Origin of the sequence: Sphingomonas sp. PvP018 (assembly GCF_017876865.1) — a bacterium.
In the GTDB taxonomy this organism is placed as follows: domain Bacteria; phylum Pseudomonadota; class Alphaproteobacteria; order Sphingomonadales; family Sphingomonadaceae; genus Sphingomonas; species Sphingomonas aerolata.
In genome coordinates this window covers 1,220,727-1,232,972 of record NZ_JAGIOU010000001.1, presented here as the reverse complement: position 1 = coordinate 1,232,972, position 12,246 = coordinate 1,220,727, and the positions used below count along the sequence as shown (strand labels likewise).

General features: G+C 68.8%; 14 protein-coding genes. 5 read left to right on the top strand and 9 right to left on the bottom strand.

What is annotated here, in order from left to right; translation table 11 throughout:
- Positions 1-51: 51 nt before the first annotated feature.
- The 5 genes from J3A66_RS05090 to J3A66_RS05070 all read right to left on the bottom strand — a co-directional run bounded on the left by J3A66_RS05090 (position 52) and on the right by J3A66_RS05070 (position 4,980).
- Positions 52-687, bottom strand: coding sequence for a phosphoribosylanthranilate isomerase (locus J3A66_RS05090; protein ID WP_159511045.1), 636 nt, complete (start codon positions 685-687; stop codon positions 52-54).
- A gap of 92 nt (positions 688-779) precedes the next feature.
- Complete coding sequence (pyrF, locus tag J3A66_RS05085) at positions 780-1,454, bottom strand: orotidine-5'-phosphate decarboxylase (protein WP_209567597.1); 675 nt, start codon at positions 1,452-1,454, stop codon at positions 780-782.
- Entirely contained in the window at positions 1,454-1,834 is a 381-nt protein-coding gene (locus tag J3A66_RS05080; RefSeq protein ID WP_042467388.1) for a LapA family protein, read from the bottom strand. Before J3A66_RS05080 ends, pyrF begins: the two co-directional genes overlap by 1 nt.
- Before the next feature lie 110 nt (positions 1,835-1,944).
- Positions 1,945-4,233 (bottom strand): patatin-like protein, encoded by a 2,289-nt coding sequence (locus J3A66_RS05075; RefSeq protein ID WP_209567596.1) that lies wholly within the window; start codon positions 4,231-4,233, stop codon positions 1,945-1,947.
- A 51-nt stretch (positions 4,234-4,284) separates the two neighbouring features.
- On the bottom strand, positions 4,285-4,980 hold the full coding sequence (locus J3A66_RS05070; RefSeq protein ID WP_056680547.1) for an endonuclease/exonuclease/phosphatase family protein: 696 nt from the start codon (positions 4,978-4,980) through the stop codon (positions 4,285-4,287).
- Between the two features lie 381 nt (positions 4,981-5,361).
- Between J3A66_RS05070 and J3A66_RS05065 the strand changes: the two genes are divergently transcribed.
- From J3A66_RS05065 to J3A66_RS05055, 3 genes are read left to right on the top strand one after another with little or no spacing between them, the layout of a single operon-like run.
- A complete protein-coding gene (locus J3A66_RS05065; RefSeq protein WP_281064161.1) occupies positions 5,362-6,963 on the top strand; it encodes an FAD-dependent oxidoreductase in 1,602 nt (533 codons plus the stop codon).
- Between the two features lie 5 nt (positions 6,964-6,968).
- Positions 6,969-7,541: a GNAT family N-acetyltransferase gene (locus J3A66_RS05060; protein WP_245336706.1), complete on the top strand. Its 573-nt coding sequence runs from the start codon at positions 6,969-6,971 to the stop codon at positions 7,539-7,541.
- A 35-nt stretch (positions 7,542-7,576) separates the two neighbouring features.
- A complete protein-coding gene (locus J3A66_RS05055) occupies positions 7,577-8,125 on the top strand; it encodes a RidA family protein (protein ID WP_209567593.1) in 549 nt (182 codons plus the stop codon).
- A gap of 16 nt (positions 8,126-8,141) precedes the next feature.
- Here the strand turns inward: J3A66_RS05055 and J3A66_RS05050 are convergent, their stop codons facing one another.
- Positions 8,142-8,714 carry a cytochrome b/b6 domain-containing protein gene (locus J3A66_RS05050; protein WP_209567591.1) on the bottom strand — a complete coding sequence of 191 codons (573 nt, stop codon included), beginning with the start codon at positions 8,712-8,714 and terminating at the stop codon, positions 8,142-8,144.
- Positions 8,715-8,846: 132 nt separating this feature from the next.
- On the opposite strand from J3A66_RS05050, the gene J3A66_RS05045 reads away from it, so the two are divergent.
- A complete protein-coding gene (locus tag J3A66_RS05045; protein ID WP_159511038.1) occupies positions 8,847-9,329 on the top strand; it encodes a potassium channel family protein in 483 nt (160 codons plus the stop codon).
- Between the two features lie 56 nt (positions 9,330-9,385).
- Complete coding sequence (locus J3A66_RS05040) at positions 9,386-10,192, top strand: universal stress protein (protein ID WP_209567589.1); 807 nt, start codon at positions 9,386-9,388, stop codon at positions 10,190-10,192.
- A gap of 10 nt (positions 10,193-10,202) precedes the next feature.
- Here J3A66_RS05040 and J3A66_RS05035 read toward each other — a convergent pair whose 3' ends face one another.
- From J3A66_RS05035 to J3A66_RS05025, 3 genes are read right to left on the bottom strand one after another with little or no spacing between them, the layout of a single operon-like run.
- The gene (locus tag J3A66_RS05035) at positions 10,203-11,117 is read right to left on the bottom strand and encodes a hypothetical protein (protein ID WP_209567587.1); all 915 of its coding nucleotides are present in this window, start codon (positions 11,115-11,117) and stop codon (positions 10,203-10,205) included.
- A 39-nt stretch (positions 11,118-11,156) separates the two neighbouring features.
- Complete coding sequence (locus J3A66_RS05030) at positions 11,157-11,369, bottom strand: hypothetical protein (protein WP_209567586.1); 213 nt, start codon at positions 11,367-11,369, stop codon at positions 11,157-11,159.
- Entirely contained in the window at positions 11,366-12,238 is an 873-nt protein-coding gene (locus tag J3A66_RS05025; RefSeq protein ID WP_245336705.1) for an SDR family oxidoreductase, read from the bottom strand. Before J3A66_RS05025 ends, J3A66_RS05030 begins: the two co-directional genes overlap by 4 nt.
- Positions 12,239-12,246: the final 8 nt, after the last annotated feature.

The window sequence follows — 12,246 nt, the reverse complement described above, 5'->3', positions numbered from 1 at the left end:
ACCTGGCAATGGACCGTCCCCAGCTGGGCCCCGGCCTTCGCCGGGGTGGTGCTAGAGCGCAGCGACCGCCTTCAGAAACGCCGCGATCCTGGCTTCGTCCTTCGTGCCGGGTTCGCTCTCCACCCCCGACGACACGTCGACCAGCTCGGCGCCGGTCCGCCGGATCGCCTCGGCGACATTCGCCGGGTCGAGCCCGCCCGACAGCGCCCAGCGCAGCGGATGCCGGAACCCGTCTAGCAGGTCCCAGTCGAAGCGCAGCCCCATCCCGCCGGGCAGCGCGGCCGAATCGGGGGTTTTCGCGTCGTAGAGGATACGGTCGGCGACACCGACGAACGCATGCGCACCGTCGAGATCGCCGCGCGTGCGCACCGCCACGGCGACCCACAACTCGATCCCGAACCGCGCGCGGATCGCGGCGGCGCGTGCGGGGGTGACCTTGTGGAGCTGCAGCACGTCGAGCGCCGCGGATGCGATCGCCTGTTCGAGCATCTCGTCCTCGGGATCGACGAACACGCCGACCTTGGCGACATGGCCCGGCACGCGCGCGGCGAGTTCGGCGGCCTTGTCGAAGGTCACGTGGCGCGGCGAGGCGGGGAAGAAGACGAAGCCGACATGGCTCGCCCCGTGCCGGATCGCGGCGTCGAGCGTGGCGGGGGTCGAAAGGCCGCAGATCTTGGCGGTAGTCATGGTGTTCCTTAGATCCCGGCGGCCTGTGCATTCCCACATTCTCCGTCAGGATGACGGGGGTAGCACGTCGGGATGACGGTGGACGGTGGGGGTCAGAGCGTCGCGGCGATCGCGCGGGCGGCGGTGTCGGGGTCTTCGGCCTGGGTAATCGGGCGACCGACCACGAGGATCGAGGCGCCGGCGTCGAGGGCCGCGCGCGGGGTGACGACGCGCTTCTGATCGCCGACATGGCCGTCGGGCAGGCGGACACCGGGCACGACGAAGAACCCCTTGGGCCAGATCGCTTTGGCCGCGGCGACTTCGGCGCCCGAGCAGACGATGCCGTCCACCCCGGAGTCGCGCGCGAGTTCGGTCAGCCGTGCAACATGGTCATGCGCGCTGCCGGTGATCCCGGTGGCGGAAAGATCGGCGGCATCGAGGCTGGTGAGCATCGTCACCGCGACGACCTTGGTCCCGACCGGCGCGGCGGCCTTTGCATCCTCGAGCATCGCGCGACCGCCGCTGGCATGAACGGTCAGGATCGCGGGGGCGAGCCCGCCGAGCGCCTGCACCGCCTTGGCGACGGTATTGGGAATGTCGTGCAGCTTGAGATCGAGGAAGATCGGCAGGTCGAACTCGGCCATCGCATGCACGCCGGGCTGGCCGTGCGCGCAGAAGAATTCGAGGCCGAGCTTGATCCCGCCGACATGGTGGCGGACGCGCCCGGCGATCGCCTTGGCGCGGGCCAGATCGGGGGTGTCGATCGCGACATAGATCGGGCTGCTCATCATGCGACTCCCGGCGGGACCGCGGTCGGCGCGGCGGCGGGCGGGATGGCGGACGCGACGGCCGGTTCCTCAGGGTAGGACGGAGTCGGATAGGACGGGGTAGGGTAGCCCACCGGCGGCACGGCATGCGCGGCGCGGAGGTCGAGGATCGTCCGCTCCGCAGTCGCGAGCCGCTGACGCAGGCGCCAGCGCATCGCGAGATTGTAGAGCAAGGTCGGCAGGAACCCGATCAGGAACGTGACCAGCAACAGCATCGGCAGATTCACGTCGGCGATCAGGCCGCCCCAGAGCCGGATCGGCACGGTCGCCCAGTTGGCGATGGTGAAGACTGCGGCGATGAACGCCAGCAGGCACCAGAACAGGATCTTCAGGAACTGCATGACTTATCCCCTTGCATCCGCCCGGGGGTAAAGCCGCCGTCCGCTTTTGGCCAGCCTTGCGCCAACTTAACCCTGTTCCGGACCGGGCCGGTGGTCACGGACGGTGCGTTTCAACCGATCTCGCGGCGCAGATCCGCGAACAAGCCAGGCACTGCGGTCAGCCGTTCCTCCTCCTCGTCGAGGATGGCGAGGAACGCGGCGCGCTTGATCGCGGCGACACGGCCGGGCTTCATCCGCACCGACGGGGGCAGCGTCGAGACGGTGATGTCGATCATCCGTTCCGCACCGTGCAGCCGGCCCCAGAGATAGTCGTTCTCACGGTAGGCACGGCTGAAGAACGCGCCGAAGCTGTTGAACTGGATCCCTTTAAGCGTCGCCTCCGCGCCGCCCGAGCGAATCGCGACCGCGTCGTCGGGGGCGATCCGGTCGACCTTGATGGGATCGAATTCGTCGAGTCCTTCACCCTGCAGCAGCGGCAGCGTCGCGGTGTCGAAATAGGGGAATCCGAGATAGGCGAGCAGCATCGAGCGGCGCACCGGCCGGTCGAGCGCGACGAACGCCTCCGCGAGCCGTACATCGGTCTCGGCGTCGCGGCGGTTGAGGTCGAGCGAGGCGGCGAGCGCGTCGAGCAGCGGCATCGCGTCGTCGCGCAGCGTGCGGACCTCGCGGCGCAGCGCGGCATGCGCATCGGTCCGCTGGCATTCGAGATAGTCCGACAGCGACGCGTAGATCGCATCGCGGATCGGCGCGAGTGCGACCTCCTCGACCTCGGCCTCGAGCACCGTCAGACGGCGTGCCATCAGGCGCAGCCGGCGGATCCGGAAGCCGAGATCGAAGCGTCGCAGGAACGCGATCGTCGCGGGGCTCGCGCCGCCGCCATGCGCCGCGCCGATCTCCTCGGCGCCGCTCTGCGTCACCGCGGTCGCGATCGCCGCGCGGATCCGGTCCCAGCGCTGCGGCCCGGGTTCGCCGCCGGCGTGGAACAGCAGCGAGGTCAGCGTCTCGACCACGCCTGCGACCTTCAGATGGCCATAGGCGGCATAGCCATAACCCGCGCTGCTCGCCGCGGCCTTTTGCGCACGCGCACGCCAGTTGGCGAGCCGCGCCGCGGTCGGGCTGTTGAGGAACAGCGTGTGCCCGAACAGCTGCTCGACCTCCGCCTCGACATCGGGGCGGATCGCATCGATGATCGCGCGCATCCGGTCGATCTGCGCCGAGCGCGCGGCGATCGCGTCGAGATTGTCGCGGATCGGCTGCTGGCGCGGCAATTCGCTGATCGCGCCGATGATCGTCTGGAAGAAGCCCGGCGTGCCGTTCTGTGGCGGGAGGCGGAACTTCATCCCCGGCGACGGATCGATATAGACGAAGCGGCGGTCGATCTGGCGGCGCGCCGGGCGTTCCTTCAGCGCGTCGATCGCGGGGCGGAACGGCGCATTGGCGAGCACCGACCCGTCGATCAGCACGACCTGATCCGCGCCGTTGGTCGCCGACTGGCGGGGCAGGATGCGCTTGAGGAAAGCATCGCGCGACGCCCAGGACGTCTTGCGATCGGCGAGCACGCCGTCGAGCTCGGCGACCATGAACGGTGGGAACGCACCCGGAAAGCTCGAGGTCGCGCGTGCGGCAAAGGCGAGTTCGGGGATGCCCGCCAGGCTGTCGGTCGGCGTGCCGTGATCGGAAAAGTCGACGACGACGCGGTGCTCGGTCTCGACCACCTCGGGGGGCGAATTGAGTTTGAGCCGTTCGGGATGGCCGGTGAAATCGGTCACCGTCACGAACAGGTCGAGCGGCTGGCCCGGCGGCAACAGCCGCGGCCCGCGCTCGCTGGCGGCCATCGCGTCGAACGCGTCGAGCAGCAGCCCGGTGAAGGTCGCACCGCCGAACGGGGGCTCGAACCAGCGCGAGCGAACGAAATGCGACAGCTTGGCCTTCACCTCCTCGCGCGTCGTGTCGTCGAGCGTCTGGACCTTGTCCGCGCTGCGCCCCGCCGCCATCCAGGCGAGCGGCAGGGCCCAGGCCTTCGAGAAGCGCGAATGCGGCGCGGCATGGGGATCGATCAGCGCCTCGACATCGGCCGAGCTCAGCCAGAGATCGGTGAGCGGATCGAGGCTCTGCCCGGTCGCGATCGCCTGGGCAAGGAAGATGCCGTTGATCCCGCCCGCGCTGGCGCCGGCGATGATGTCGGCGAGCACGCGGACCTTGAGCGCGCCCTGCGCCTCGATCTCGTCGAGCAGGTCGCGGTAGACCGCCGGGCTGCCGGTCCCGCGGTCGCCACCGGCATGATGGCCGTGGCTGGCGCGGACGAGATGCCAGATCTCCTTGGTGATGCCGTGCATGTAGACGGCCAGGCTGATCCCGCCATAGCAGACCAGAGCGAGGCGGAGTTCCTTCTCGCGCACCCGCTCAGCCCCCGACAGGGCAATGATGATAGCTGACGGCGCCGGTCCGGATCATGCGGGTTCCAGCGTCGCCCAGATCGGCAGATGATCCGACGCCTTGCGCGCGGCGGCGCTGCTGTGCACGCCGCAGCTGGCGATGCGCAGGTCGCGCGACGCCATGATCCGGTCGAGCCTGGCAATCGCACGGCGCGAATGGAAGCTCGCGCCGGTGTCGGCAAAGGCGAAATCGCGTCCGAAGTCGCGCAGACAGCCCGAGCCCGCGCTCCATTCGTTGAGGTCGCCCATCAGCACGGTAGGGTGTCGGGTCGCACAGGCGTCGACATGCGCGAGCACCGCCGCCGCCTGACGCCGTCGCCACAGCCCCGACAGGTCGAGATGCATGCCGACGACACGGATCATCCCGCCCGCGGTCCGCACGTCCGCCATCACCGCGCCGCGCGGCTCGAGCGAGGGGAGGTGGATCGCCTCGCTGTCGACGATCACCGCGGACTTGCGCACCAGCACGACATTGCCGTGCCACCCCATGCTGAGCGCGTTGAGGCTGACGGGGATCGGCTTCCAGTCGCTATGCTCCTCGAGCAGGTGATAGGGCAGCACGCAGGCGCGCGTGCCGAACCGCCGATCCGCCTCCTGCAGCGCGATGACGTCGGCGTCGATCTCGCGCAGCACCTCGACCACGCGTTCGGGGTTCCGGCGGCGGTCGAGACCGATGCCCTTGTGGATATTATAGCTGGCGACCTTGATCATGTGCGCGGGCTTAACGCGGGATGGCGGGTGCGGGTTGCCGCGGGCTCTGCCGATTGCCCCGGCCTGCGCCGTGCATGATGGACGGACCGGCACCGCGCGGCGGCGGAGCGATGGATTGGAATACCGCAATCTCCTTACGCGTAACAATAGCACCGGGACGCGCGCGAAACAGGACAAAAACTGCTTGCGCGATCGATTCAATTGGGGTGTCATGCGGCCATAACAAAACGCAGGGACGAACGATAACGAGCTGGTGCGGGCAACGCGCCGGTCGCCGGGGGAGTGTGCCGCGGATCCGAGCCAACAGGACGGACGACGCGAAGGTGAGCGACTTTCCAGGGGACGCGCGGCCGAGGCCGCGCAAACGGGGCGGACTCACAGATGATCACGCGGCGATCGATCCTACAGCATATCGGCATGGCGGGCGGCGCGGCCGCGACCTTCGGGGCGATGGAGGCGCTGGGGATCGCGGGCAATGTCGCGGCGGCGGCGCCGATGCCCGATCTGCCCGCCGGCTTTGGCAAGGGGCGGTCGGTGATCGTACTGGGGGCGGGCATCGCCGGGCTGGTCGCCGCCTATGAACTGCAGCAGGCGGGGTTCGACGTCACCGTGCTCGAGGCGCGCGACCGGGTCGGCGGGCGCAACTGGACGGTGCGCGACGGCGACCGGATCGTGATGGACGGCGAGGCGGACCAGGTCGCGCGCTTCTCGGACGGCGCCTATTTCAATGCCGGGCCGGCGCGGTTGCCGAGCTTCCACCACCGTATCCTCGGCTATTGCGGCAAGCTCGGCGTCCCGCTCGAGGTCGAGATCAATTCGAGCCGCAGCGCCTTCCTGATGGGGCAGAAGGGCGACAAGGTGCGGATGCGCACTGCGATCAACGACACGCGTGGGCACGTCGCCGAACTGCTGATGAAGGCGGTCAATCAGGGCGCGCTCGACCAGAGCCTGAGCGCGGCGGACAAGCAGGCGCTGCTGCCCTTCCTCAAGACGTACGGCGATCTCGACGCGACGGGGCATTTCGCAGGGACGTTGCGATCGGGGTTCCAGGCGTTTCCCGATGCAGGCGTCGGCGTCTTCGCGCGACCGCCCGCGCCGATGCCGCTCGACCGGCTGCTCGCCAACGAACAGCTGCCGGCGATGCTGTTCGAGGACAATGTCTACATGCAGGCGACGATGTTCCAGCCGGTCGGCGGGATGGACCGGATCCCGGCGGGGTTCGAGCGCGCGCTGAGGCGCAAGGTGGTGCGCGGCGCAGACGTGACGCGGATCCGCAACCGTCCCGATGGCGTCGAGATCGCCTGGCGCGATACGAAGACGGGCGCGGGCCGGATCGCGCGCGCCGATTTCGCGGTCTGCACCATCCCCTTTCCGGTGCTCGCCAAGGTCGACTGCGACTTCGCCAAGCCCGTCGCGCAGGCGATTGCGGGCGTGGTGTATGACCATTCGAACAAGGTCGCGTTCGATTCGCCGCGCTTCTGGGAACAGGACCAGATCTATGGCGGCATCTCGTTCGTCGGCGGCGAGACGTCGCTGATCTGGTATCCGAGCGCGGGGCTGTTCAGTCCGCGCGGGATGCTGCTGGCCTGCTATACCTCGGGCGAGCGGGCGGAAGGCTTTGCGAAGCTGCCGATCGCCGACCAGGTCGAGCGGGCGCGCGCGGCGGTCGAGCGGCTGCACCCGGGGCATGGCAAGGACCTGATCAACGGCGTCGCGGTCAACTGGAACAAGATCCCGTACAGCCTGGGGCCATGGCCGAACTGGTTCGTCGGGATGGCGGGACATCAGGAGGGTGATATCGATACCGAAGGCTATCGTCTGTTGTGCCAGCCCGCGGGCCGCACCGTCTTTGCCAGCGCCGCGCTGAGCCAGACGCCGGGATGGCAGGAAGGCGCGGTCCAGTCCGCGCATCACGCGATCGCCGCGATCGCGGGGCTGCAGCGCGCCGATCTGGGTGCGCGGCCGGACCGGGTGGCGGCGTGATCGGCATGGTGATGAGCACGGCGACGACGGGCGGGGTGACGATCCGGGCGGCACGGCGCGAGGATGTCCCCGCGCTGGAGCAGCTGATCGCGACGTCGGCGGCGACTTTGGGGCAGGGCTTCTACGCCCCCGACGCGCTGGCGAGTGCGATCCGGACGATCTTCGGGGTCGATACCGATCTGGTCGACGACGGCAGCTATCTGGTCGCGGAGATCGACGGCGCGCTGGCGGGGTGCGGGGGGTGGAGCCGCTTCGCCACGCTGTTCGGCGGCGATCGCTATGCCGACCGGTCCGCCGCGCTGCTGGTACCGGGGCAGGATGCGGCGCGGATCCGCGCGATGTTCACCGCCCCCGGCTTTGCGCGGCGCGGGGTGGGATCGGCGATCATGGCGGCGAGCGAGGCGGCCGCGCGGAAGGCGGGGTTCGACAAGCTTGCGCTGATGGCGACGCTGTCGGGGGTCCCCTTCTACGAAAGCCACGGCTTCGTCGCGGAGCCCGGGATCACCGTCGACGCGGACGGGATCGCGGTTCCGTTCGTGCCGATGACCAAGGCGCTTCACACGCCCGACGCGTTCTGACGCGCGCAATCACCGAATATTTGGGAGAGACGACCATGCCAGTGCGACCGATCGTGAACCGCGTCTCGCGCAGACTGACCCTTGCGGGTCTGGGGGCGAGCATCGCCTTGGCGGCGATGCTTGCGACGCCGGCAACCGCGCAGATCGTCCGCCACGCCAATCCGGGGCCGGGGCCGTCGCTGATCCTGCAGAGCGTGACGATCCCCGCCGGTGCGGAAACGCTGGTGCTGTCGGGACAGCTCGCCGCGCCGATCGATCCGTCGAAACCGGTCACCGGCGTCGAGTCGTTCGGCGACACCAGGACGCAGACGGTCAGCATCTTCACGAAGATCAAGGCGATCCTGGCCGAGCATGGCTATACGATGGCCGATGTCTACAAGCTGACGGTGTTCGTCACCGCCGACCCGAAGCGCGGCGACGGCAAGATGGACTTTGCCGGCATGAACGACGGCTTCAAGCAGTTCTTCGGAAGCGCGGACAACCCCAATACGGTGGCGCGGTCGACGGTGCAGGTCGCAGCGCTCGCGGGCCCCAATTACCTCGTCGAGATCGAGGCGACCGCGGCGCGGATGCCGCGTCGCTGAGGCGGCGGGGCGGCGGTCAGCCGTCGCCCCGCGCGCCCGACGGCAGCATCCGGTTGCCGATACGGTCGACGAACTGGTGCTTCAGCGCGGCGCCGACATGGAGGACGAGCAGCGCGCAGGTCAGCCAGACGAGCAGGCCGTGCGCCTCTTCGAACCCCTCATGCGCGCCGCGCGGCAGGCCGGGGATGAACGGCCAGCTCAAGCCGCCGATGAGCGAGGTGGTGCTGCTGGTCAGCGCGGGCTTGCCCGTCGACAGATACATCCACCCGGTCGCGGGCAGGCCGATCAGGATGATGTAGAACAGCGCGTGGTTGGCGCGGGCGAGCACGCGTTCCCAGGTCTGGAGTGCAGCAGGAAAGGGCGGCGGCGGATTGGCGATCCGCCAGATCAGCCGGGCGATGCTGAGCAGCAGGATCGTGAAGCCGAGCGTCTTGTGCCAGTCGAACCAGCCGGTGCGCAGGTCGCCGCGCGGCATGTCGGCAAAGGTCCAGCCGACATAGAGCTGGATGAAGACCAGCGCTGCGATGATCCAGTGGAACGCGATCGCGCCCAAATTGTAGCGCCGTGCGCCATCGCGTCGTGCCGTCATCTGCTGTCTCCCCGGTCGCCCGGTTCTACGCCGCGCGGCCATCGGCGTACAGTGGTCATCCCGCCTGCACCGGGGCCGGTCTAGGTAGATACCCGCATGGGAAAGCGCAGGCGGCCGCCCTAGGCTGGAGCGATGAACCTCTTCGTCCAGCTCGCGGTTGCGACGGGCATGGTGCTGGCCACCATCCTGGTCCATCTTGCCGGGCTGGCCGGGCTGTTGCTGGTGATCCGGCGGCAGGGGCGCAGGACCGGGGTGCGGCGGCGCTGGCATGACGTGATCGGGATCGTCGGCGCCGCGACCGCGCTGTTCGTGGTCCACGGGATCGAGATCTGGGCCTATGCGCTGCTGTACAGCGGGACCGGCGCGCTCGCCGATTTCGGCACCGCGCTGTATTTCTCGACCGCGACCTATACGACGATCGGGTATGGCGACGTGCTGCTCGGGGAATCGTGGCGGATCGTCGGCGCGATCGAGGGCGCCAATGGCGTGATCCTGCTCGGCTGGTCGACCGCGTTCTTCGTCGCGATGGTCGCGCGCATCACGATCGTCGAGCGCGAATTCACCGAGCGGCCAGCGACGCCGCGACCCGCGGCGGATCCGTATAAACCGCAATAACGCGTGCACGCCGGACGGCCTAGCAATGGCATTGTATCCAACCCGAAAGGCGTCCGATGAAAAACATTCTGGTGCTGGCGCATGACGACGAGGGCCAGGAGGCCCGGCTCCAGGCGGCGCTCGATCTTGGGCGTGCGCTCACGGGGCATATCACCTGTCTCGACGTGACCTATATCCCGCCGATCCTGGGGAACGACTATAGCGAGGCCGGCTATGCGATGGCGGCGGTGCTGGCCGACGAAACGACGCGCGAGCGCGCCAACAAGGTGACGCTCGAGGCACGGTTCGCGCGCGAGGATGTCGCGTGGAACTGGGTCGACGCGACCGGGGAGGCGGCGGCGTGCATCGTCCGTGCCGCGGCACTCGCCGACGTCATCGTCCTCAACCGCCGGCTCGACAACCCGTCGGTGATCGACATGCGCCGCACCGCGAGCGAGCTGATCGTCAAGTCGGGCAAGCCGGTGCTCGCGGTGCCGGGCGAGTCCCGTGGGATCGACCTGGCGACCGTACTGGTCGCGTGGGACGGGTCGCCCTGCGCAGCGGCGGCGCTGCGCGCGGCGGTGCCGATGCTCAGGCTCGCCGACCAGGTCACGCTGTTCTCGGTCGACGACGGGGCGATGGCGTCGCCGATCGAGGACGCCGCCACCTATCTGTCGCGCTACGACATCCACCCCGTCATCCGTCGGATCGAGGTCCAGCCCGGCGGCGCGCCCAAACAGCTGCTCGCCGCCGCCGCAAGCGGGCAATACGGCTATGTCGTGATGGGCGGGTTCGGGCATCTGCGCTTTACCGAGGCGCTGTTCGGCGGGGTGACGCGGACCATGCTGACCAGCAGCCCGATCCCCGTCTTCCTGGCGCATTGATTGAACGGGGTCAGAGCGCCCCGGTCAGCAGCAGCTTGCGGACGTCGTCCTGCATCTGGTTGGCGGCGCCCAGCCGCTCGATCAGCTGCGCGGGACGGCTGCCGCGCAGGCCCGCGACGGTCAGTTCGCCGTCGCGGACATAGGTGTAGACCCCGCTGACCGCGAACGCCGCGACATGGCCGATATGGGCCTTCTGCCCGTCGATCGTGGCCGTGAAGCGGTCCGAGGCAAAGAAGCGGCGGCGCGTCATCGGCGTCTCGAAGGCGAATTCGAGGATCGCGACCTGTTCACGCTCGGGCGGCACGGTGTGCGCGACGTCGGGCGCGGGCGGCGCGGGGTCCGCATTGTCGTAGCGCTCGGGCAGATGCAGCCGCAGCTTCAGCACCGCGGGGTCGGCGGCGAGCGTCTCGGCGAACTGCGTCATGAAGCCCGCAAACCCGGCGGCATCGGTGTCGCCGATCCCGAAATGGACGTGGAGCCGGTCGATGCTCTCCCCGCCATTGGGCACCGGATTGGCGATCCGGTCGACCAGCGTCCGCGACCCCTGCGGCAGCGCATAGGCGACGGTCGCGGCGAACATGTTCTGTTCGTCGGCGAACAGGATCGGGCAGGCGGCGTTGAAAATCTCCTGATCCGCGGCGCTGGCAAAGCCGATCTCGACCCCGCCATCGAGCACATAGTCGTCGAACGGCGCGATCCCGTCGATCGCCGGCCAGAGATGCGCGTCCTGCGCGCGATCGAGATGCATCTGGACGTACCAGCCGAGCCCGGGAATGCGCGAGCAGAGCGGTCCGTGAACGTCGCGCCAATAGGTTGCGAAGACCTCATGCGGGACCTGCGGTCGGCGCAGCACCGTCGTGAAGGTGTTGATCGCGATCCGCGAATCGCGTGCGGCATAGTCGGTCGTGACGCTGGGGTCTGACATGGAAGGATCTTTGTTCTGGAGAAATCGGAGGGCGCAGCGTCAGCGCTCGCGGAGATCGGGGACGCTGTAGACAGAGGGCTCGTCGTCGGCGGTGCCGCGCGCGAAGACGGCGACGTCGCCCGGCATCACTTCCTGCCGGGCCCACCGGTCCCATCCGATATGGATGAAATCCGGCGGGCCGAAGATGCGCAGCGCGGCGCTGTATTCGTCGCCGCGAAACCCGACAAAGTGCAGCGCAGGGCGGGCGCTCACAGCATCGGCATGCCGCCCGTCACCGGCAGCAGCGCGCCCGACATGTAGCTACCCTCGTCGGAGGCGAGCAGGACATAGGCCGGGGCGAGCTCGCCCGGCTGGCCCGCGCGGCCAAGCGGCGTGTTCTGGCCGAGCGTCTCGAGCTCGTCGCCGCCCTTGGCGATCGGCTGGATCGGCGTCCAGACGGGGCCGGGCGCGACGCAGTTCACGCGGATGCCCTTGGGGGCGAGCAGGTTGGACAGCCCGATCGTCAGGCTCGCGATCGCGCCCTTGGTGGTCGAATAGACGATCATGTTCTCGGTCGCGATCTTCGCCTGCACGCTGGTCGAATTCACGATCGCGGCGCCCGGCTTCATGTGCGGCACCGCGGCCTTGGCGAGGCGGATCATCGCGAAGACATTGGCGGAGAACGCATCCTGCATCTCGTCGTCGTCGATATCGTCGAGCGTTTCGTTCATCGTCTGCGCGGCGGCGTTGTTGACGAGGATGTCGAGCTTGCCGAGATCCGCGACGGTGCGCTCGACCAAAGCCGCGCAGTGATCGCGGTCGCGAATGTCGCCGGGCAGCAGGATGCAGCGGCGTCCGGCCTTCTCGACCCAGGCCTTGGTCTCGTCCGCATCGGCCTGTTCGTCGGCGAGATAGGAGATCGCGACGTCGGCGCCTTCGCGCGCATAGGCGATCGCGACCGCGCGACCGATCCCCGAATCGCCGCCGGTGATCAGCGCAACGCGGTCTTTCAGCAGCCCCTTGCCGACATAGCTGTCCTCGCCATGATCGGGATTGTTGCGCATCTCGACCTCGAGACCGGGGCTCGGCTGCTGCGGTTCGTTCGGAAAGGACGTGGGGGCGCTGCTGCGGGGATCGCTCATAATCTCGT